This window comes from Methylomagnum ishizawai (assembly GCF_900155475.1).
Lineage (GTDB): Bacteria > Pseudomonadota > Gammaproteobacteria > Methylococcales > Methylococcaceae > Methylomagnum > Methylomagnum ishizawai_A.
The window spans coordinates 4,565,254-4,587,246 of the sequence record NZ_FXAM01000001.1 but is presented as its reverse complement, the minus strand read 5'-3'; the positions used below and the strand labels follow the sequence as shown (position 1 = coordinate 4,587,246).

Genomic DNA, 21,993 nt, shown 5'->3' with positions numbered 1-21,993 from the left:
TATCCACCGCTAAGCCGCCCTATCGCGATTTCTCCACCCACCGCTGCGCCATCCGCGCATAGTCCTCCAGGCCCAAGGTCTCCGCCCGCGCATTGGGGTCGATCCCCATGGCCTCGATCTCGCGTTCCTCGAACAAAGTCTTGACCGAGTTCCGCAAGGTCTTGCGGCGTTGGGAAAATGCCGTGGCGACCACTTTGCCCAGCACTTGGGGGTCCACTTCGACCGGCGGCGTCGCATGGGGCATCAGCCGCACGATGGCGGACACCACCTTGGGCCGGGGATGGAAGCTTTCCGGGGGGACTTCGAACAGTTTCTCGGCCCGACAGTGATAACCGGCCATGATGCTCAAGCGGCCATAGTCGGCGGAACCGGGCTCGGCGGCCAGCCGGTCCACCACCTCGTTTTGCAGCATGAAGTGCATATCGTGGATGCCCTCCACCTGCCCGAATAGATGGAACATCAAGGGCGTCGAGATGTTGTAGGGCAGGTTGCCGACCACACGCAACTTTTCGTTCCCTTCCCGCAGGCCGCGGAAATCGAAGCGCAGGGCGTCGGCGCTGTGGAGCCGGAACCTGGGATCGGCGGCGAATTTGCGGCGCAGCCCCTCGGCCAGGTCGCGGTCGATTTCCACGGCGTCCAGGCGGCGGCAATTCGGCAACAGGCTTTGGGTCATCGCGCCTTCGCCCGGTCCGATTTCGACCAGATGCTCCTCCAGGCCCGGCGCAATCGCCATGAGGATACGATGGACCACGGCGGTGTCGCGGAGGAAGTTCTGGCCGAAGCGCTTGCGGGGGATATGGCTCATCGAAGTCGAATAGCGTGGGGGATGGAAGGAGGATTCAGCGGCGGGCGGCCTGCATGGCGATGGCGGTGTCGAGGGCGGCTTCGAGGCTGCCGGCATCGGCCCGGCCACTCCCGGCCAGATCGAGCGCCGTGCCATGATCGACCGAGGTGCGGATGATGGGCAAGCCCAAGGTGATGTTCACCGCCCGGCCAAAGCCCAGGTGCTTCAGCACCGGCAAGCCCTGGTCGTGGTACATCGCTAGCACGGCGTCGGTTTCCGCCAAGTATTTCGGCAAGAACACGGTGTCGGCGGGCAGGGGACCGGACAAGTCCATGCCTTCCGCCCGCAATCGTGCCAGCACCGGCTCGATGGTGTCGATTTCCTCGCGGCCCAGGTGCCCGCCCTCGCCCGCATGGGGATTGAGGCCGCACACCAGGATGCGCGGCGCGGCGATGCCGAAATGGGTCCGCAAATCCCCGTGCAGCACCCGCAGCACGGTTTCCAGGCGGTCGCGGGTGATGGCGCGGCTGACCTCGCCCAGGGGTAGATGGGTGGTCGCCAAGGCCACGCGCAGCCCCGGCGCGGCCAGCATCATGACCGGCTCGCCGCCGGTGATGGCGGCGATGAATTCGGTATGGCCGGTGAAGCCGATCCCGGCTTGGTTGATGACACCCTTGTGGACCGGGCCGGTGATCAGCGCGTCGAAATGCCCGGCCAGACAGGCGCGGCTGCCGTGGTCGATGAGGTCCAGCACATGGGCGGCATTGGCGGGATCGAGCTGGCCGGGCACGACCGGGGCGGCGGTGGGGAACGGCCAGATATTGAGCGTGCCGGGCCGGTGGGTTTCCAATGCGCTATCCGGGCCGATGGTTTCCAGGCGCAAGGGCTGCCCGAGTTGCGCCGCCCGCGCCGCCAACACGCCGGGGTCGCCGACCACCGCGAGGGCGCAGGGCCACGCCTGTTGCGCCACGGCCACGCAGAGGTCGGGACCGATCCCGGCGGGTTCCCCGGCGCTGAGCAGGAGCCGCGGCCTCATCGCAGCGTCTCGGGGACGTAGGCACTGGGCGAAGTCTGATCGTCGAGCCGGATTTCGACATAGGCCTCGTCGCGGATGCGGCGCATCCACAATTCGGTTTCCTCCTCCACCTTGCGCTTGAAGATTTCGTCGCGGGCCTGTTTCTTGAGCAGTTCGCCGGTATCCTGGGATTCCTCGCGCCCCAAAACCTGGATCAAATGCCAGCCGAATTGGCTTTGCACCGGCTCGCTGATCTGGTTCACCGCAAGATGGTTCATAGCTTCTTCGAATTCCGCCACCAAGGCCCCCGGCTGCACCCAGCCCAGGTCGCCGCCCTTGACCGCCGAGCCTTTATCGTCGGAATGGCCGCGGGCCAGGGTGGCGAAATCGTCGCCGGCCTCGATGCGGGCGCGCAGTGCCAGCAGCTTGTTGCTGGCGTCCTCGTCGGTCAGCACCTCGTTGGTCCTGATGAGGATATGGCGTACATGGGTCTTGGTGATGTGTTCGCCGCCCGCGCCCTTGACACTCAACAGCTTGATGATATGGAAACCGCTGGGACTGCGGATCGGGTCGGCGATTTCGCCCTCGTGCATCTTGGGCACCTGCTCGGTGAACAGGCTGGGGAGCTGTCCCAGCTTGCGCCAGCCCAGTTCGCCGCCGTTCAGGGCTTCGCTGGAGTCCGAGGCGGTCATCGAGGCTTGCTTGAAGTCCAAGCCGCCGCGCAGGTCCTGGACCAGTTTCTCGGCCCGTTCCCGCGCCTTCTGCACCTCGGTGGGGGAAGCGGCCTGGGGGGTGGCGATGAGGATATGTCCCAGCAGGTATTCGCTGTCCTGCCCGGCGCTGGATTCGCCCCGCGCCGCCAGCCATTGTTCCACCTCGCGGTCGCTGATCTTGATCTGGCTGTTGACCTGGCTGGCCCTGAGGCGCTGGACCGTGATCTCGCCGCGGATTTGCTCGATGAAATCGGCGTATTCCACGCCCTCCTGGCGCAGCGAGCTACGCAGTTCGTCCGGGGTCATCTTGTTGCGCTGGGCGATTTGCTGCACGGCTTGGCGCAGGGTTTCGTCGTCCACCCGGATGCCCATCTTCTCGGCCAGATGGAGCTGGATTTTCTCGACGATGAGCCGTTCCAGCACCTGCCGGGCCAGGATCGAATCCGGCGGCAACCGGGTATCGCTACGGCTGGCCAGGTTGTGCTTGATCTCGGCGAGTTTCCTATCCAACTCGCTTTCCAGCACCACGTCGTCCTCCACCACCGCCACGATGCGGTCCAGGGAGGTATCGGCCCAGGCCGGGCCGGACAACCACCCCGCCCACAGGGCGAATCCTAGACCGCAGAGATATAGGATTATCGATCCGCGCTTGCATTGCATAAAGGGAGATACCGGAAAACTTGGGGATTAATAATTCTGGAGGATTTCATCGGGCATGCGATAGCCGCTGATCTGGTAGCGCATGAATTCGTCGATGGAATCGCCCAACGAGGCCAGCCCTTTCAATTCCAGCTGGACATAGACGCCATTATTGGCCTGGGTTTGCCCGGAGGAGGATTGGAAGTTATTGATATTGCGGTAGGCGATGAGGCTGAAACGCCAGCAGCAGGTTTCACGCTGGAAGCCCGCGAAGGTTTGCAGGGTCAAATTGTCCACGAGCGAATACTGCCAGCGCCCCAGGACATGCCAACCTTGGGCAACGGGTAGCCGCAGGGAAATATCGGTCAGGTCGATACAGGGGTTGGGATTGACATATTGGTCACTGCCGGTGCCCAAAAGACTGGGTTCACAGGTCAGTGTACTCTGGTTCCTGCGATAACGATAGGCGATATTGAGCAGGGTATTCTGCCGGTCGTTATATTGCAGGGCCGCGATGCCCCGGTCGATCTGGTTTTCATAAGGATTCCATTGTCCGCCGGTATGCACGCTCCAGTTTTCCGTCAGCATGGCGGAGAAGTCGGCGATCAGGTTGGAACTTTTCTGCGATTGGTAGGTCGAGGGTGCCCCCTGCAAAGTCACCCGCCGGTTCGAGAGGTAATAGGCGCTGCCCACGCTGGCCGTCAGCCGGTCCCGGCCTGTGGCCTGGTCGATGAACCGGGTGGTCAGGGCCAGGCTGAACTGGTTGGTGTCGCCGACCCGGTCGCCACCCGTGAAACGGTTTTCGCGGAACAACTGGTAGAAGGTGAAGTCGTAGGCCGAGGAATCGAAGGCCGGGGCGTCGGCCTGGTCGACATAGGGGATATAGTTGTAGAACAGCCGTGGTTCGAAGGACTGGGTCAAGGCTTTTCCTCCCAGGTCGAATTCTCGCTCGAAATACATTCCGCTATCGATGGAGGTGATCGGCACTGTGAAATTCACGGAATCCTTGGCCTGGGTATTGTTCGATTCCGCCCAATACTCGGGGCTTTGCAACCAATACTGGTTGTTCTGCAAGGTGAAGCTGGGGGTGATATAACCCGCCGCGCCCTGGAAGGGATAGAATATCTTGGGTTGCAGCCGGAGTCTTTGGCCGGTGGTACGGTCGATGCCGGAATTCTGGAAGCTATCCAGTTGGACCAGGCTTTGGAATTGCAGCCCGGTGTTGGCGATCCCGGTGCCGTAGTTGAACGCCAATTGCGGCAGGTGGAAATAGGGCCGGGCATTCTTGGCGACGGTGGGGTCGATGGTCTCGAAATAATCGATTTGGGTCCGCAGGGAATACGAATCCCCCTGGTAGAGCATATAGCCGACGCTGGGGATATTGCTGCGGTTGTTGATATTGAAGGTGGAGCCGAGTTGCCCGAGATAGGAATAATCCGAGACGTAGTTGGCGCTGACGTGGCTGCTGAGGTTTTGGCTGAACCGGGTGTCGTTCAATACCGTGGCCTGGCCGCGGGTGGTGCCGGTCAGGTCGTCGTGGGGCACGATATCCAGTTCCACCATGCCCCGCGTGGCTTCGGTGAGATAGCGGAACTGGTTCTTCAACTGGATGCCGCGGTTGGAGAAATAGCGGGGGATGAAGGTGTAATCGTAATTGGGTGCCAGGTTGAAATAATAGGGGACCGAGAAGTTGAAGCCGGAATAGCGGCTATAGCCCAGCGAAGGGACCAGCAGGCCGGATTGGCGGCGGTTGTCGGTGGGGAAGGTCATGTAGGGCGTGTAGAACACCGGCACGTCCTTGAACTCGAACCAGGCGTTCTGGGCCCGGCCCACGCCGGTTTCCTTGTTGATCTTGAGGTCCGAGGCGTGCATCAACCAATCGTGGTTGCCGTTCGGGCAGGTGGTGTAGGTGACGGTTTCGTAGCGCGACAAGGTGTCGCTGTCGAGATGGGTCAGGCGGGCCGCGCCGCGGGCCGGTACCTGGGGCAGCACGAATTGCGAGTTGCGGAACACGCCGCGGTCGGTATCGCTGTCCATGAAGCCGGTGTCGCTGGACAGGGCCAAGCCCTTTTGCATGATCAGCACATTGCCATGGGCGTTGAAGGCGTTGGTCTTCACGTCGCGGGTGGCGAAATCGGCCCAGAGTTTCTGGTCGGCCTGGACCATCTCGACGCCGCCGGCGAAATTGGCGATCTCGCCGTCCAACATCTCGAAATAATTGGACTGGATTTCCAGCGGAGCCTTGTCCCGCGCCAGTTTTTCCTCGGGAGTGAGCAGGAATTCGCTCATGGGCATGAGCCGTGCCCGGTTTGCGCACATGTTTTTCCAGGGATCGACCGGGAACTGGCTGACGATGCGTTCGAGCCGCCGTTCGTCCTCGCGGGTGAGGGTGGTGGCTTCGGCCCAGTTCTCGACCTGCCCGCTGGTGGCGTCCACCACGCGGGCCGCGCCGCGGGGGTCCGGGCCTTCCAGCGAGCAATCCCAGCCTTTGTCGGCGGCTTCCTCGGCCTGGGACGGCAAACAGGTCCAGCCGGGCTGGCGGGGTTTGCTGGCGGCTTGCTCGGCGAGCGGGGCGTTGGCCGGGGGCGCGGCCCGCAGGGCCAGGGGAATCCGTTTCAGGGCGGAAGGGACCGCTTGGGTGACCGGCGCGGGCGCGGTGGCGGGAACCGGGATGACCGCGCGGGCTGGCGCTGGGACCGGGGATTCGGGCGGATTCGGGGGTGGCGCGGCCACGGCGGGTGGCACCGTCGGGGCGGCGGGGGCGGCGCGGTGCGGCGTTTCCGCCTGGAGCGGAGCGGGTTCGGGTTGACTGGGGGCCGCTGTCGGGGGTTCGGGTTGGACGGGCGCGGCCGGGGCCATGGGTTCGTGGCGGAGCGGTTGTGGTTGGGCCTGTACCGGGGGGGGGCGGGCTGGCGCGGGGCGGGGGGCGATACGCTGGGCGGGGTTGTGGGGGCCGCATCGGTTCCGCCTTGCGGGAGGGGTGTTTTCTTTTTGGCGCCGCACACCCATTGGTTATCCGGGCCGGGGGCGCAGTTCCAATCCGCCGCCGCGGCCCAGGCGGACGGCGGTACCACGCCTAAACAAAGGGCCATCGCCAAGCGGCTGCGCGTGAGGTGAATCGGAAAAACCATGCTCTGCGGGAATAATGATCGCCGACGGATTCGCCGTGAGTAGTAGGCCACCCTGGCCGATCCGGGTCGGAGCGCGTGGGGTTCCTGGTTCGGAGTTATCGTCGGGATAGTCTTTATGGTGAAATATCCCGCTTGTTCCCGACAATTCTACCGTATCGTCGGTCCCCGTTAAGCTTTTTTCATCAGCCCACCATCGCCCATGCCCGCACCGGACACACGCCTCGCCCATTTGCTCGCTTGGCTGGGGGACGACCTCGGCCATACCGTCGCCGGGATCGAACCCGCCTCCCAGGACGCCAGTTTCCGCCGCTATTTCCGGGCCAGGATCGGCGCGGACAGCTATATCGTCATGGACGCGCCGCCGCCGCGCGAGAATGTACGGCCCTTCCTCAAGGTGGCCGAACTATTGCGCGGGGCCGGGGTGCGAACCCCCGTGGTCCATGCCGCCGATCCCGAACGGGGGTTTTTGCTGCTGGGGGATTTCGGCACCCAGTGCTATCTCGACCGCCTCGATGCCGATAGCGCCGACGCGCTCTACGCCGACGCCCTCGCCAGCCTGGCGCGGCTGCAAACCGGCGTGGACCCGGCCCGCGCCGGTTTGCCCGCCTATGGTGAAAAGCTCTTGCGTACCGAATTGGGCATTTTCCGCGAGTGGTTCCTGGGCGGATTGCTGCGTCTGGAACCGGACGCCGCCGAAGCCGCCGCCTTGGACCGGGCGGGCGATGCCCTGGTCGCTTCGGCGCTGGAACAACCCCAGGTCTGCGTCCACCGCGATTACCACTCGCGCAATCTGATGGTGGTCGCGACGGCCAATCCGGGCGTTTTGGATTTCCAGGATGCCGTGATCGGACCCATCACCTACGATCTGGTCTCGCTGCTGCGCGATTGCTATATCGCCTGGCCGTCGGCGCGGGTGGAAGCCTGGATGGCGGGCTACCGCGAGACCCTGTGCGGATTGGGCTTGCTGCAAGAGGGCGATACCGCCCGCTTCCGCCGCTGGTTCGATCTGATGGGGATGCAGCGCCATTTGAAAGCCGCCGGGATTTTCGCCCGGCTGTGGCTCAGGGATGGCAGGCCCGGTTATCTCAAGGATATCCCGCGCACCTTGGGCTATGTGGTCGAGGCGGGCGCGGCCTATCCCGAATTCCGCGATTTCCTGGCTTTCCTGAACGGTCGGGCCTTGCCCCGTTTCGCGGCGGAGGTCCGGCTATGAAGGCGATGATCCTGGCGGCGGGCCGGGGCGAGCGCCTGCGCCCCTTGACCGACCACACCCCCAAGCCCTTGCTCCAGGCCGGTGGACGGCCTTTGATCGAGCATTTGATCCTGGCCCTGGTGGCGGGCGGCTATACCGATATCGTGGTGAACACCGCCCATCTCGGCGCGATGATTGAACGGCATCTCGGCGACGGCGAGCGCCTGGGCGCGCAACTGGCCTATTCGCGGGAAACCGAAGCCCTCGAAACCGGCGGCGGTATCCGCCAAGCTTTGCCGCTCCTGGGCGATGGACCCTTCCTGGTGGTGAACGGCGATATCGCCACCGATTTCCCGTTCCGGCGCTTGCGGGAACCGCCGCCGGGGTTGGCCCATCTGGTGTTGGTGCCCAATCCCCCGCACCATCCGCGGGGCGATTTCGCCCTGGACGGTGGGCGGGTCGCCGACCTGGGGACGGAACGCCATACCTTCAGCGGCATCGGGGTCTACCGCCCGGAATTGTTCGCCGACCGCGCACCGGGACGATTCCCGCTGGCGCCCTTGTTGCGGGCGGCGATGGTCGGAGATCAAGTGGGCGGGGAGCTTTATCCGGGCTTCTGGATGGATATCGGCACGCCGGAGCGGCTGGAAGCCTATGGCCGCTGGCTGGACGGCGGGAGCGCCGGGTCGGTCTGATGGCCCATCCCGGCCCGCTGGGGCCGGGCCATAAAAAAGGCGGTCCGTGCGGACCGCCTTTTTTCATGCTTTCCCGTGGGCGGCGGGACCGTGCGCCCCGCCGTTAGGGACAACGCGCCTCAGCCCTTGGCCTTGGCGGCGTTGCGTTCGTTGACTTCCTTGATGACTTCGTCCGCCACGTTCTTGGGGCAGGGCATGTAGTGCGAGAACTCCATGGAGAACTGGCCGCGGCCCGAGGTCATGGTACGGAGGTCGCCGATGTAGCCGAACATTTCGCTGAGCGGGACTTCCGACTTGATGCGGACGCCGGAGATGCCGGCTTCCTGCGACTTGATCATGCCGCGGCGGCGGTTGAGGTCGCCGATCACGTCGCCGACGTGGGCGTCCGGGGTGAAGGTGTCGACCTTCATGATCGGTTCCATCAACTGCGGGGCGCACTTGGGCACGGTCTGGCGGAAGGCCGCCTTGGCCGCGATTTCGAAGGCGATGGACGAGGAGTCCACGGCGTGGAAGCCACCGTCGGTCAGGCTGACCTTCATGTCCACCACCGGGAAGCCGGCCAGGGTGCCCTTGTCGATCATGCTCTTGAAGCCCTTTTCCACCGCCGGCCAGTATTCGCGCGGCACGTTGCCGCCGGTCACGGTGGACACGAACACGAAGCCCGTGCCTGGTTCGCCCGGCTCGATGATGTAATCGATCTTGGCGTATTGGCCGGAGCCGCCGGTCTGCTTCTTGTGGGTGTAGCCGTCTTCGACGCGCTTGGTGATGGTTTCGCGGTAGGCCACTTGGGGCTTGCCGACGGTCACTTCGACGCCGTGGGTGCGCTTGAGGATGTCGATCTTGATGTCGAGGTGGAGTTCGCCCATGCCCTTGAGGATGGTTTCGCCGCTTTCTTCGTCGGTGCCGACGTGGAAGGACGGGTCTTCCGCGACCATTTTGCCCAGGGCGATGCCCATCTTTTCATTGCCGGCCTTGTCTTTCGGGGCGATGGCGAGGGAGATGACGGGATCGGGGAACACCATCGGTTCCAGGGTGGCCGGCTTGTCGGGGTCGCACAGGGTATGGCCGGTCTGCACATTCTTCATGCCCAGCACGGCTACGATGTCGCCGGCCTGGGCGGAATCGACTTCCTCGCGGTTGTCGGCGTGCATCTCGACGATACGGCCTATGCGCTCGGTCTTGCCGGTGTAGGTGTTGAGGACGGTGGTGCCTTTTTCCAGCTTGCCGGAGTAGATGCGGAGGAAGGTCAGGGCGCCGTAGCGGTCGTCCATGATCTTGAAAGCCAGGGCGCGGAGCGGGCGGCTGGGATCGACCAGGGCGTATTCGCCGGTTTCGTTGCCTTCGAGGTCGACTTCCGGCTGCGGCTTGACTTCGGTCGGGTTCGGCAGGTAATCGACCACGGCGTCCAGCACCAATTGCACGCCCTTGTTCTTGAAGGACGAGCCGCAATAGGTGGGGAAGAAGTCCATGGCGATGGTGCCCTTGCGGATCAGGCGCTTGAGGGTTTCGACATCCGGCTCTTCGCCTTCCAGGTACTTTTCCATCACGTCGTCGTCTTGCTCGACGGCTTTTTCGACCAGTTCGGAGCGGTAGGCTTCGACATCGTCGGCCATGTCGGCGGGCACGTCCTCGATCTTGTATTTCATGGGATCGCCGGAATCGTCCCAAATCCAGGCTTTGCGGGTCAGGAGTTCGACCATGCCGACGAAGCCGTCTTCACGGCCAATGGGCAAGGTCATGACCAGGGGATAGGCGCCCAGCACGTCCTTGATCTGCTTGACCACGCGGTAGAAGTCCGCGCCGATGCGGTCGAGCTTGTTGACATAGATGACGCGGGAGACCTTGGAATCGTTGGCGTAGCGCCAGTTGGTCTCGGATTGCGGTTCGACGCCGCCGGAGCCGCAGAACACGCCGATGCCGCCGTCGAGGACTTTCAGCGAGCGGTACACCTCGATGGTGAAATCGACGTGGCCGGGGGTGTCGATGATGTTGAAGCGGTGGTCCTTCCAGAAACAGGTGGTGGCCGCCGACTGGATGGTGATGCCGCGTTCTTGTTCCTGCACCATGAAGTCGGTGGTGGCCGCGCCGTCGTGAACTTCGCCGATCTTGTGGATTTTGCCGGTGAGTTTCAGGATGCGCTCGGTGGTGGTGGTCTTGCCCGCGTCGACGTGGGCGAAGATGCCGATGTTTCTGTAGTGCGATAAATCTGTCATGACTGTCTTCTGAAGGTTGAAAAAAACTGGCTATGGCTCTGCGCTTGGCGGAAGTCCATGGCTCCGCGTATCCGCTCCGTTGCCCGTGGCGATCCTGCCCACACGTCGCGTACCCCTCCCGGCGGGTGGTACGCGCCCAGGATGCGCCGCAAATACGGAAAGAGCCGCATAGCCTATTGAAACTCTTTGACGTTTGCTAGTTCCTGAAAGCATTTTAGCGGGTCCGAACCAGGAAACGGCGCGCCGCCGGGGGCCTTGGGAAGCGGGCAATGATACGGCAAATGCCGGGCCGAAGTATGGCGCAACGACAGGCCGGGCGGAAATCGATCACGGAGCCGCTGTCCGCCACCGATCCCGCTTCGGTGCGGTGCCCCGCGATCAACCCCCAGGGGCGCTGGTGAAGGCGGGGCTCATCCATTCCTTGAGCTGGTCGCCTTCCTTATAGATGAATAGCGCCTTGAGTTGGGCCGCTTCCGCCAGTTTCCGGCCTTCGATTTCGCCCATGCACAGCAGGGCGGTGTCCCAGGCATCGGCGATGGTGGGGTCGTCGTGGAGGATGGTGACCGACAGCAGGTTGTGCGTCACCGGGCGGCCCGTGCGCGGATCGAGGATATGCGAATAGGTTTTCCCTTGGTCCTCGAAGAAATTGCGGTAGGTGCCCGCCGTCATGACCGCCGTGCCGTTCTCTTCGTGGATATCCAAAACCCGCTCGACTTCGCGGGCCACGGGCGTGGGCTTTTCCACCGCCACCCGCCAGTGCTTGCCATTGGCCTTGCGGCCTTTCACCTTCATTTCGCCACCGACTTCGGCCAGATAGTTCTGGATGCCCCGCTGTTCCAAGCCCGCCGCCACCACGGCCACGGTATAGCCCTGGGCGATGGAATCCAGGCTGATTTGGAGTTCGGGGTCTTGTTTGCGCAGGCGATGGTGTTCCCGGTCGAGTTCCAGCTTGTCCATGCCGATGTGTTGCAGGACGCGGTCGATATCGGCTTGCTCGGGAATCTTTTGCGCGTGCTTGGAAAAGCCCCATAGGTCGAAGACCGGCTTGACGGTCAGGTCGTAGCAGCCTTGGGTGTGGCGGTACACATCCATCGCCACGCCGACTACGGTGGCGATTTCCGGCGAGACGTCCAGCCACTCGGTGGTTTTCTGCTGGTTGATCCGGGAGATTTCGGAGTCTTCCCGCCAGTTGGAGAGCTTCTCGTCCACCCGCCGGAACGCGGCTTCGACATCGGCTTTCACCTGTTCCGGGGTGGCGGGGAGGCCGTCCAACACCACTTTGATGTGGTAGGTCGTGCCTTGGATATTGCCGGCCAGTTCGGTTTCGGTGGCGGGCGGTTGGCAGGCGGCTAGCGAGAGGGCGGCGAGGAGGGCGGTGGCGCGGCTGATGTTCATCGGGAATTCAAAAAAAACGGTGGGTGAAGGCGGAACAAGCCGGGAATCGGGTTCCGCTATCGGAATAGCTGGCCCGACCAGGCGGTGGCGGGGCGGTCATCGGCCCGGAAAGACTGGGCGCGGGACCTTGGCCGCGATCTTCGGCGATGGTCGCTACGCCGAGGCCGTTCCATTTTACTGTGGGCCGTCGCCGCCGTGTCCCGATACGTTGGGTTGGGCCGGTTTTCCTACGGGCATACGCTACATTTAGGAACAAAGCCCCGGTGTTTCCGGGGCGTGTTCAAACGCGAGGAGGCCCGTCATGTCATTGATTGTTTGGAGCGATAAGCTTGCGGTCGGAGTGAAGGAAATCGACGACCAACATATGAAACTGGTGGCGATCATCAATGAGTTGCATGACGCCATGACCGTGGGCCACGGCAAGGATGTGCTGACCAAGGTGCTGGATGAATTGGTCCGGTATACCGTCTATCACTTTGCCACCGAGGAGCGCTTGATGCGGCTCCATGGTTATGCGGACCACATCAACCACGAGAAGGAACACAAGGATTTGGTGAATACCGCGGCCGAATTGCAAAAGGCCGTCCATGCGGGTACCGCCAGCCTGACCCTCACCACCATGCATTTCCTCAAGGATTGGTTGAACCACCATATCCTGGGGTCGGATATGAAGCTCGGGCATTATCTCAGGGGCAAGGGGCAACATTGAACGACGGTAGGGATGTTTATGAAGGTGGAAGAATTATCGATCCTGCTGGTGGAGCCTTCGCCCACGCAGATCAAGCTGATACAGCGGCATTTGACCGAGGCGGGCGTGGGCCATGTGGAAGGCGTGCATTCCGGGGAGGAGGCTTTGGCGTTGATGACGGGCTATGTGCCCGATTTGGTCGTCAGCGCGATGTATTTGCCAGATATGACCGCGCCCGAATTGGTGGCGGCGTTGCGGCGCAATCCCGGATGGGCCGGGGTTGGGTTCATGCTGGTGTCCAGCGAGACCGACATCCATACCTTGGAACCCCTGCGCCAAGCCGGCATCCTGGCGATTTTGCCCAAGCCGTTCGATCATGAACACCTGCGCCGTGCCTTGCGCTCGACGGCGGATTATCTCGATCCCGCGGCGGCGGTGCCGGTGGCTTTCCAAGACCTCAGGGTGCTGGTGGTGGACGATAGCACCACCTCGCGCAAACACATGGCGCGGACGCTCAACGCGCTGGGTATCGATCACGTCCTGACCGCACAGGACGGTATGGAGGCGGTGGATTTGGTCGAACGGCATTTGTTCGATCTGGTGGTGACCGATTTGCACATGCCGGAACTGGACGGGCAGGGCTTGGTGGAGCATATCCGTCGGCGGATGGGCAATGCCTCGATGCCGATCCTGATGGTGACCAGCGAGCAGAGCCAAGCCCGGCTCGCCAGCGTGGAACAAGCCGGGGTGTCGGCGATCTGCGATAAACCGTTCGACTTGCAGCATTTGCGGGAAATTTTATGGCGGGTGTTGGACGAGGGCTAGGAAGGGAAGGCGTCCGCCGATTCACCACATCAGGTCGTCCGGGATTTGATAGGCCGCGTAGGGATCGTCCACAGTGCTGCTGGCGGTGTTGGGGGCCGGGGTGTTCTGTACGAGGATCGCCGTGGCGTCCCGCTGGCGGATTTTATCGGCGATCTCGGCGGGGATGAGTTCATATTGCCGATCCAGTTTTACGATGGCGACTATCCCTTTGATGATCTTTCCGCGCACGGCCTCGGCGACGAACAGCCGCTTCACCATGCCACTGTCCTGGAAGTTGTAAGGTGTTTCGCTGTGCGGGTTTTCCCATTCGGCCTTGGGGAGGCGATGGGTTTCGATCAATTGCCGCACCTGGGCGATCAGGGCTTTGCGGTCGGCCTCCTCCTTGCGTTGCAAATTGAGTTGGCGGTCCCGCTCGGCTTTTTCCGCTTGGGCTTGTTGTCGGCGTGCCTGTTCTTCCTGGGCTTCGGCGGTTTTCTGCGGGGCCGTTTTCTGCTGGTTTTCCTTACGCTTTTCCTGCTGCGCCTTCTTGACTTGCTTCTCGTTGACCAAGCCCGCCTTGAGCAATTGATCTTTTAGCCCACCCATGATGGTCCTCTCTCCTTTGGAGTTTCGGCAATGCCGCGCCGGGGCGTGGCGTGGTCGTGTGATCCCGTTAGGCGTCAATCCTCGTCCGCGGTGGCTCCGAAGGCGGCGAACGGGAAGGGCATCTGCTCGGTGTTGTAGGACATGAAAAGCAGCATCTTATGAATCCAGTTCGAGAGCGCCTTGCCCCATTTCATTCCCACCGCCGTGACCCTGCCGGTGAGCATATGGGCCAGGAATTGGAAAACCACCAACACCCATAGCAATAGGCGCACTATTCCGAATAGGCCGAAAAATAAAGCCATAAAAATCAAGCGTTTAAACGGATTTGTGCCGATGATGTTCTCGATGGCTGGGTCTTTCATGGTAGATGGATTATTGGCTCGGCTGGTGTGTGAGTGCGTGGCGAAGTAGGGGTCCGAATCTTGAGCGATATCGGGAACGGCAGGGCTACGCTTGGATAAAACGCCGAAAAGTTTAGGGCTTGACGGATATTTTCCACAAGCCTTCATGAGGGCGGCGTATGGCAATTGGGGGCGCTAGGAGGCGGTCGGAAGCGCTGCGACAAAATGTCGCGATAATTTCTTGACAAGGGTTTGGCGGGTGATAGACTGCACCGCACCCGGGGGACCGGGGGTTCCGGGAGGCGTTCAAGGGCTGTCCGGGGCGAGGCGGAGGGGAGGCTGGGTTCCGGTCGAACCGCCGTTATAGAAGCAATTTTCAAGAGGTAAAACAAATGGCTGCAACAACCGCTGGCGGCGTCGCCGCGCAGGACAAGCCGCTGCTCGATACGAAGTGGCTGGCGTTCGCGTTCACGATCTACACCGTGTTCTACATGTGGGTGCGCTGGTACGAAGGCGTGTACGGCTGGGCCGCGGGCCTGGACTCCTTCGCGCCTGAGTTCGAGACGTACTGGATGAACTTCCTGTACACCGAGATCGTGCTGGAAGTGACCACCGCGTCGATCCTGTGGGGTTATATCTGGAAGAGCCGCGACCGCAACCTGGCCGCGATCACCCCGCGCGAAGAGCTGCGCCGCAACATGACCCACCTGATCTGGGTGTTCGCCTATGCGTGGGCGATCTACTGGGGCGCTTCCTACTTCACCGAACAGGATGGCACCTGGCACCAGACCATCGTGCGCGACACCGACTTCACCCCGTCGCACATCATCGAGTTCTACCTGAGCTACCCGATCTACATCATCACCGGCTTCGGCGCGTTCCTGTACGCCAAGACCCGCCTGCCGTACTTCGCGCAGGGCCTGTCCCTGCCGTACCTGGTGACCGTTGTGGGTCCGTTCATGATCCTGCCGAACGTGGGCCTGAACGAATGGGGCCACACCTTCTGGTTCATGGAAGAGCTGTTCGTGGCTCCCTTGCACTACGGCTTCGTGATCTTCGGCTGGCTGGCACTGGCCATTGCCGGCGTGCTGCTGCAGATCTTCGCGAGCTTCGCGACCGTGATCGGCAAGGACGTCTGCGAAGCGGTCGACCAGGGCCTGATCGCCAAGTAAGGCGGACGGAAGCGGTGCCGGTTCCCGATGCCCTGTGGGCGTGAGGGGTGCCGGTACCGGACACAGGGAGTGATGGGCGCGGTCGGTTGTGGCCGCGCCCGAGAAGACTATAAAACGAAACTTTGGAGGTAACTCATGAGCGCACTTCAATCTGCGGTCCGGTCCCACGCCGAGGCCGTGCAGGTTTCCCGGACCATCGACTATCTGGGCCTGTTCATCTTTTTCTTCGTCATCTGCGGTTCGTACCACATCCACGCGATGCTGACCATGGGCGACTGGGACTTCTGGTCCGACTGGAAAGACCGCCGCCTGTGGGTCACCGTGACCCCGATCGTGCTGGTGACCTTCCCGGCCGCCGCGCAGGTGTTCCTGTGGGAGCGTTTCCGCCAGCCGTGGGCGGCGACCGTGTGCGTGTTGGCGCTGCTGTTCGGTGAATGGGTCAACCGCTACTTCAACTTCTGGGGCTGGACCTACTTCCCCGTGAACTTCGTGTTCCCGGCCATCCTGGTCCCGGGCGCGATCATCCTCGACGTCTGCCTGATGCTGTCCGGCAGCTACCTGTTCACCGCCATCATTGGCGGTCTGGCCTGGGGTTTGATCTTCTACCCTGGCAACTGGCCGATCATCGCCCCGATCCACGTGCCGGTGGAATACAACGGCATGCTGATGTCCATCGCCGACATCCAGGGCTACAACTATGTGCGTACCGGTACCCCCGAGTACATCCGCATGGTCGAGAAGGGCACCCTGCGTACCTTCGGTAAGGACGTGGCCCCGGTGTCCGCGTTCTTCTCCGGCTTCATGTCCATCCTGATCTACTTCATGTGGCACTTCGTCGGTCGCTGGTTCGCCAACGTCCGCTTCCTGAAGAACACCTGATAATAGGGATCGGCCGGGTCCGCCCGGCCGGGAACGCACCCATCCGCACCGGAGCCCCGGAGCGCGCCCGAGGGGCGCGGGGGCGGCCACAACAGAACAGACTCGAGAGAGAGGAAGAACTATGAAACTACTCAAAGACAGGATCGCCAAGTGGTCCATGGTCGGCTTGCTGACCGCGTTCGCGGCGACCAGTTTCTACGCGCCGAACGCCTCCGCGCACGGCGAAAAGTCCCAGGCCGCGTTCATGCGTATGCGTACCATCCACTGGTACGACCTGAAGTGGAGCAAGGAAAAGGTCAAGGTCAACGAACAGGTCGAGATCACTGGCAAGTTCCACGTGTTCGAAGGCTGGCCGGAAACCGTGGACGAGCCGGATGTATCGTTCCTGAACATCGGTATTCCCGGTCCGGTCTTTATCCGCAAGGAATCCTACATCGGCGGCCAGTTGGTGCCGCGTTCCGTGCGTCTCGAGATCGGCAAGACCTATGAGTTCAAGGTTGTGCTGAAGGCCCGTCGCCCCGGCGACTGGCACGTCCACACCATGATGAACGTCCAAGGCGGTGGTCCGATCATCGGGCCCGGCAAGTGGATCACCATCGAAGGCTCCATGGGCGACTTCAAGAACCCGGTCACCACCCTGACCGGCCAGACCGTCGATCTGGAGAGCTACAACCTGGAGAACACCTACTTCTGGCACGCCCTGTGGTACGCGGTCGGCCTGGCCTGGATCGTCTACTGGGTCCGCCGTCCGGTGTTCCTGCCGCGCATGCTGCTGACCGACGCCGGTCGCGCCAACGAGCTGGTTTCCGGGACCGACCGCAAGGTCGCCATGGGCTTCGCGGCCGGCACCATCCTGCTGGTGATCTTCGCGATGTCCGGTGCCAACGGCAAGTACCCGATCACCATCCCGCTGCAGGCCGGTACCCTGCGCGGCATCAAGCCGATCGAGATGACCAAGCCGACCGTCTCCGTCAAGGTGGAAGACGCCAGCTACCGCGTGCCGGGCCGCGCCATGCGCATGAAGCTGACCATCACCAACAGCGGCAGCAGCGCCGTGCGCCTGGGCGAGTTCTACACCGCGTCCGTGCGGTTCCTGGACTCCGACGTGTACAAGGACACCACCGGCTATCCGGAGGACCTGCTGGCCGAGGACGGCCTGGAAGTCAGCGACAACAGCCCGCTGGCCCCCGGCGAGACCCGCACCGTGGAAGTGACCGCTTCCGACGCGGCGTGGGAAGTTTACCGCTTGTCCGACATCATCTACGACCCGGACAGCCGCTTCGCCGGCCTCCTGTTCTTCTTCGACGCCGCTGGCAACCGTCAGGTGACCCAGATCGACGCGCCGTTAATCCCGTCCTTCATGTAAGCGGGAGGGGCGCTTGACGCGCCCCGACCGGCCGTGATCGGCTTGGCCCCCCCGCCTCAGGCGGGGGGGCCTTTTTATTGCCGGAACGATTTTGTTGAGCTTATCGAAGCGCGCCCACCGCAGGCGCTTCCTGCGGCGCGGCGAAGCCCTCCAAGGCCGATTTCAGATTGCTCTCGGCATCGATCAGGAAGTTTGCGCCCACCACCACCGATTCGCCCTCGCGCAAGCCTTCCAGTACCTCGACCGCATCCTCGCCGCGTAGTCCCAACCGCACCGGGCGCGGCTCGAACCGCCCTTCCCCTAGGTCCACCAGAACCACCCGGCGCTTGCCGCTTTCCAACACCGCCGAGTGCGGCACGGACAGCGCCGTGTGCGCCCGCGTGGCAATTTCGAGGTGGGCGAACATCATGGGTTTCAACCAGCCTTGCGGATTGGGGAATTCCACCCGGACCCGCGCCGTGCGGGTGACGGAATCGAGCATGGGATAGATGAAACCCACCCGGCCCCGGAATTCCCGCTCGGGATAGGCATCGAGCCGGGCCGTCACCGCCTGCCCCAGCGCGATCCGGCCGATGTCCTGTTCGTAGACCTGGGCGATCACCCAGACTTCCGAGAGGTCGGCGATCTTGAACAAGGTTTCCCCGGCCATGGCCCTGGCCCCGGCGACCGCTGTTTTTTCCATCACCACGCCGGTGGCGGGCGAACGCACCACCAGGGTACGCCGGACCTGGCCGCGCTGGGCCAGTTCGGCCAGTTCGGCCTCGGAAATGCCCCAGTTGCGTAAACGGTCCAGGCTGTTCTCTGCCATGTCGCGCATCCCGGAGCGGATCCAATCCTGGCTTTGGTCCAGCGCGGCCTGGGCGTTGCGGGCGGCCAGGTATTCGCGCTGGGCCGACACCAGTTCCGGGCTGTAAAGCTCGAACAAGGGTTGGCCGCGGGTCACGGCCTGGCCGGTGGTATTGACATGGAGTTGCTCGATATAGCCCTCGAAGCGTAGGGCGACGGCGTATAAGCGGCGCTCGTCGGCCTCGACCGTGCCGACGCTGTGGACCACCTGGGCCAGTTCCGACCCAACGGCCCGCGCCGTTTTCACGCCGAGTCTCTGGATTTTTTCCGGGGCGATGTGGAGGACGGCGGAGTCCCCATCGGCATAGACCGGAATGTAATCCATGCCCATGGTGTCCTTCTTGGGCACGGGCGAGGTGTCGGGCTGGCCCATGGGATGGCGGTAATGCAGGATTGTACGCGGTGGCTCCGCGGACAGCGGGGCGGGGGCTTCGGCATAGACCGGCACATAATCCATGCCCATCTCATCCTTGGCGGGCACGGGCGAGGTCGCCGCCGGATTCATGGGATGGCGATAGAACAAGGGTTTCCGCGCCGCCTGCGCGACGACCGGAGCGGGTTCCGGGCCGTGCCGCCGCGCCCACCAACTCCCACCCACCGCGCCCAGCGTCCCGGCCAGCACAGCCGTCCACAACAAGGCCGCCCGGCTCATGGCTCCGCCCCGTCGCCGACCACGGCCATCAGCTTGGCGAGGGATTGCCGCGCCTCGGCCAAAGCTTGCCAATAGCGCAACCGGGTTTCGAACCAGGCGTTCTCGGCCCGGATCACGGCCTGGAAATCGGTTTTGCCCACCGGGTAGGCGTTCAGCGCGGCGATCACGGTTTGTTCGGCCAGGGGTAGGATATCGCGCTGGTACAAGCCGAATTGCTCGCGGTTGCCCCGGTATTCAGCCAGCCCGGCGGCGAGTTCGGCTTCGAGCTTGCGCTCGGTCTCTGCCAGGGCATAGCGCTCCCTCAATAGCTCGCTATTGCGCTGATCGACCATCGCGGCTTGCTTGCTGCCCGCGTAGATCGGGAGATTCAGGCTCAGCCGGAAACTGGCGAAGTCGCTGCGGCTCTGACCCGTGGGCGTGCTTTGGCGGAAGGCGTAGCCCGCGCCCAGGGTGAAATCCGGGTAGAACTCGCGTTCCGCCAATTCCACCCGGCTGCGGGCGGCATCGACGCGCTTGCGGCCCTGGTCCAGCACGGGCCGGTTATGCTCGGCCAGCGCCGCTAGGTCGGCCTCGGTGTGGAGGTCGGGCAACTGGGTGTCGATTTCTTCGGGCAGGCGGATGGCCGTGTCGGCGGGCCGGTTGAGCAAGGCGTTGAGGCGGGCGATTTCGCCCCGGTGCATACCGATATGCCGGGCGCGTTCCTGGCCGAGCTTGGCGAGTTCCAGCCGGGCTTCCAGCACCTCCTGCTGCAAACCTTCGCCGACCCGGTAGCGGGTATCGGCGATATCCACCACCTGCTTCAGGAGTTGCTCGGTGTCGGCGATGATGAGCAAGGCATGGTGCATATAGGCCAGTTGCCACCACCGGCTCCGCACCTCGCGGGCCAGCCGCAAGCGGGCTTCCGCCACCGTGTGCGCCGCCGCTTCGGCCTCGAAGGCGGCGGCTTGTTCTTTGAGCGCCAGCTTGCCGGGAAACGGCAGGGTTTGGCTGACACCGACCTCCAGCATGGTCATGTCCTCCTGATGGAGGTTGAAACCGGAGGCGGTGGGCAGGTTCAACGCCTCGAAGCTCAGCATGGGGTCGGGCAGGCTGCCTTCCTGGGCGGGGACGGCGGCCAGGGCGGCGGCGCGGGCCTTGATCTGGGCCAGGGTGGGATTGCCGTCCAGCGCGATGGTCACGGCGCGTTCGGCGGTGAGGGCGGGTTCTTCGGCCTGGGCGGCGAACGCCGACAAGCACAAGGCCAGCGCCGGGGCCAGGCGGGGTCTGCGGGATGGTTGGGGTTGGGCTGGCACGCGATGGGTCCGGGACGGAGGTGGGCTTGGACCTTAGCACAGGCGCGGGCGGCTGGCGATGGGTGGTTACCCGGCATTTTGCTTGCGGCCAGCGGAGCTTGCGGGATGGGATTCCCAATCGGCTGTTGAAAACTTCGCGTAGTCTGTGATGCCGCTGTGGAGCGTCCTCGCCCAGGAGGCTCGGGTACGGCGCGACGAAAACATTATTCTCCCTCGCTGGGTTGTGGCTGGGAATCTCTTTCAGGGAGCGGATAATCTAGCCCGGTTCGCCTGCTTGTCGAACCGATGGCTTGGCTTGTTGATAGCGCTTCAAGGCCATGAATTCATCCGGCATCAAGTATAAATCCACCGGATAAAACAACTGGTCGGGTTCGGCCAACACGGCTTGGATGAACCATTCCGGCGCGTTGAGGAGATAAGCCCGCAGCGATTGCCGGAAAAACCAGTCCTGTACCTGGGGGGCGGGGCAATGGGCGCAGATCGAGCGGGGGTTTGGGGGCGGGGTGGGGAAACTGGCGCGGGCGTCCAGGTATTTGGGGTTGTTCCAGAGCGCCCGATAATCCATGCCGGGGCCGCGCTGGCCGAAATCGGTATCGGAATTGCCCAGGACGCAACACGGTCCGACACTGCCGTCGGGATAGAACATCGAGCCGAAATACAGCCAATCGCATTTCCGGCCCAATAACCCCGGCCCCGGTTCGCCCGGATTGATCGATAACTCCGGTAGATACCGCCGCAATAAGGTATCGCGCCGCCGCAATCCCGCCTCGACCGCCGGGCCGGAAATCGCCGGGCTGAGTAGCCCGCCGGTCATGGCCGCGACCGCGCCTTCGGGGGCTTGGGCGGGCGCGGAGCCTTGGAATAATTCCAGGATATCGACGCCTTTAGCATGGGCTAGGTGCCGGGTTTCGGCTTGCAGGTCTTGGTTATGGCGGAAGACCAGATAGCGCCATTCGATCAAGGGGTATTGCAAACCCAGTTCGCGTTTGCGGGCGATGAGCCGTTCCAGATTACTCTGTACCAGATTGAAATCGCCGCCGATACGATAGCGGTTATAGGTCGCGGCGTCGGGACCGTCGATGGAACAGGAAATCAAATCCAGCCCGGAATAGAGGATTTCATCGATCCGGGTCGCGGATAAGGGCACGCTCAGCGAGGTGGAAATCACCGTGAAGATACCGTAGCGCTTGGCATCAGCCACGATTTGGTGCAGGCGTTTGTTCAGCAAGGGTTCGCCATTGCTGAAATACCAAATGGTGAAAAGCTGTTCGCCGCAGAAATCCAAAATGCGGCGGTGTTCATCCAGGCCCAAAACCTGCGCCTTGCGGTCCAAAACCCCGCTGCCAGTCGCGCAATAAGGACAACGCAAATGGCAGGCGGTACACATATCGACCGTAATATCCAGCGGCGTATGGTCGAGCCGGGCCACGTTCAACCGCCGGTTGCGGAGGGCGCGGAGCAGGTTTTCGTATTTGGTGGTTTCCAGCGCGGTGTCTTGGACCTTGGGCAGTACGAGCGGGAACGAGGAAGCTGACATCGGGCGGAAATCCTTGGGGCGCTGTTGGGAAGG

General features: G+C 63.1%; 18 protein-coding genes. 7 read left to right on the top strand and 11 right to left on the bottom strand.

Annotation, left to right across the window (positions count from 1 at the left end; translation table 11 throughout):
- Positions 1-19 precede the first annotated feature (19 nt).
- The 4 genes from rsmA to lptD are packed head-to-tail and all read right to left on the bottom strand — an operon-like array spanning position 20 to position 6,010.
- Positions 20-805 (bottom strand): 16S rRNA (adenine(1518)-N(6)/adenine(1519)-N(6))-dimethyltransferase RsmA, encoded by a 786-nt coding sequence (rsmA, locus tag B9N93_RS20640; protein ID WP_085216084.1) that lies wholly within the window; start codon positions 803-805, stop codon positions 20-22.
- A gap of 34 nt (positions 806-839) precedes the next feature.
- Entirely contained in the window at positions 840-1,820 is a 981-nt protein-coding gene (pdxA, locus tag B9N93_RS20635; RefSeq protein ID WP_085216083.1) for a 4-hydroxythreonine-4-phosphate dehydrogenase PdxA, read from the bottom strand.
- Positions 1,817-3,172 carry a peptidylprolyl isomerase gene (locus tag B9N93_RS20630; protein ID WP_085216082.1) on the bottom strand — a complete coding sequence of 452 codons (1,356 nt, stop codon included), beginning with the start codon at positions 3,170-3,172 and terminating at the stop codon, positions 1,817-1,819. Before B9N93_RS20630 ends, pdxA begins: the two co-directional genes overlap by 4 nt.
- Before the next feature lie 27 nt (positions 3,173-3,199).
- Entirely contained in the window at positions 3,200-6,010 is a 2,811-nt protein-coding gene (gene lptD, locus B9N93_RS20625) for an LPS assembly protein LptD (RefSeq protein WP_176225355.1), read from the bottom strand.
- Between the two features lie 471 nt (positions 6,011-6,481).
- On the opposite strand from lptD, the gene B9N93_RS20620 reads away from it, so the two are divergent.
- Together B9N93_RS20620 and murU are read left to right on the top strand one after the other, a co-directional pair.
- Positions 6,482-7,495, top strand: coding sequence for an aminoglycoside phosphotransferase family protein (locus B9N93_RS20620; protein WP_085216080.1), 1,014 nt, complete (start codon positions 6,482-6,484; stop codon positions 7,493-7,495).
- A complete protein-coding gene (gene murU, locus B9N93_RS20615; protein ID WP_085216079.1) occupies positions 7,492-8,169 on the top strand; it encodes an N-acetylmuramate alpha-1-phosphate uridylyltransferase MurU in 678 nt (225 codons plus the stop codon). The genes B9N93_RS20620 and murU overlap by 4 nt, the downstream gene beginning before the upstream one ends.
- A gap of 119 nt (positions 8,170-8,288) precedes the next feature.
- Here murU and fusA read toward each other — a convergent pair whose 3' ends face one another.
- Together fusA and B9N93_RS20605 are read right to left on the bottom strand one after the other, a co-directional pair.
- Positions 8,289-10,382: an elongation factor G gene (gene fusA, locus B9N93_RS20610; RefSeq protein WP_085216078.1), complete on the bottom strand. Its 2,094-nt coding sequence runs from the start codon at positions 10,380-10,382 to the stop codon at positions 8,289-8,291.
- Between the two features lie 378 nt (positions 10,383-10,760).
- On the bottom strand, positions 10,761-11,777 hold the full coding sequence (locus B9N93_RS20605) for an FAD:protein FMN transferase (RefSeq protein ID WP_085216077.1): 1,017 nt from the start codon (positions 11,775-11,777) through the stop codon (positions 10,761-10,763).
- Between the two features lie 301 nt (positions 11,778-12,078).
- On the opposite strand from B9N93_RS20605, the gene B9N93_RS20600 reads away from it, so the two are divergent.
- Entirely contained in the window at positions 12,079-12,486 is a 408-nt protein-coding gene (locus tag B9N93_RS20600; RefSeq protein WP_085216076.1) for a bacteriohemerythrin, read from the top strand.
- An 18-nt stretch (positions 12,487-12,504) separates the two neighbouring features.
- Positions 12,505-13,290: a response regulator gene (locus tag B9N93_RS20595; protein WP_254899447.1), complete on the top strand. Its 786-nt coding sequence runs from the start codon at positions 12,505-12,507 to the stop codon at positions 13,288-13,290.
- A 21-nt stretch (positions 13,291-13,311) separates the two neighbouring features.
- Here B9N93_RS20595 and B9N93_RS20590 read toward each other — a convergent pair whose 3' ends face one another.
- Both B9N93_RS20590 and B9N93_RS25780 read right to left on the bottom strand, forming a co-directional pair.
- Positions 13,312-13,875 (bottom strand): DUF2058 domain-containing protein, encoded by a 564-nt coding sequence (locus tag B9N93_RS20590; protein WP_085216074.1) that lies wholly within the window; start codon positions 13,873-13,875, stop codon positions 13,312-13,314.
- Positions 13,876-13,949: 74 nt separating this feature from the next.
- Positions 13,950-14,237: a DUF4389 domain-containing protein gene (locus B9N93_RS25780; protein WP_176225354.1), complete on the bottom strand. Its 288-nt coding sequence runs from the start codon at positions 14,235-14,237 to the stop codon at positions 13,950-13,952.
- Positions 14,238-14,608: 371 nt separating this feature from the next.
- Here B9N93_RS25780 and amoC point away from each other — a divergent pair, with 371 nt between their 5' ends.
- The 3 genes from amoC (at position 14,609) to amoB (ending at position 17,633) form a co-directional block, all read left to right on the top strand.
- Positions 14,609-15,388: a bacterial ammonia monooxygenase, subunit AmoC gene (gene amoC / locus B9N93_RS20580; protein WP_085214207.1), complete on the top strand. Its 780-nt coding sequence runs from the start codon at positions 14,609-14,611 to the stop codon at positions 15,386-15,388.
- 135 nt (positions 15,389-15,523) lie between these two features.
- Positions 15,524-16,267 (top strand): bacterial ammonia monooxygenase, subunit AmoA, encoded by a 744-nt coding sequence (gene amoA / locus B9N93_RS20575; protein ID WP_085214205.1) that lies wholly within the window; start codon positions 15,524-15,526, stop codon positions 16,265-16,267.
- 121 nt (positions 16,268-16,388) lie between these two features.
- Positions 16,389-17,633, top strand: a complete 1,245-nt coding sequence (amoB, locus tag B9N93_RS20570) for a bacterial ammonia monooxygenase, subunit AmoB (RefSeq protein ID WP_085214203.1) — start codon at positions 16,389-16,391, stop codon at positions 17,631-17,633.
- Positions 17,634-17,733: 100 nt separating this feature from the next.
- On the opposite strand, the gene B9N93_RS20565 is transcribed toward amoB, so the two are convergent.
- The 3 genes from B9N93_RS20565 to B9N93_RS20555 all read right to left on the bottom strand — a co-directional run bounded on the left by B9N93_RS20565 (position 17,734) and on the right by B9N93_RS20555 (position 21,960).
- Positions 17,734-19,131, bottom strand: coding sequence for an efflux RND transporter periplasmic adaptor subunit (locus B9N93_RS20565; RefSeq protein WP_085216072.1), 1,398 nt, complete (start codon positions 19,129-19,131; stop codon positions 17,734-17,736).
- Positions 19,128-20,423 (bottom strand): TolC family protein, encoded by a 1,296-nt coding sequence (locus tag B9N93_RS20560; protein WP_085216071.1) that lies wholly within the window; start codon positions 20,421-20,423, stop codon positions 19,128-19,130. The genes B9N93_RS20565 and B9N93_RS20560 overlap by 4 nt, the downstream gene beginning before the upstream one ends.
- Before the next feature lie 256 nt (positions 20,424-20,679).
- Positions 20,680-21,960 (bottom strand): radical SAM/SPASM domain-containing protein, encoded by a 1,281-nt coding sequence (locus B9N93_RS20555; RefSeq protein ID WP_085216070.1) that lies wholly within the window; start codon positions 21,958-21,960, stop codon positions 20,680-20,682.
- Positions 21,961-21,993: the final 33 nt, after the last annotated feature.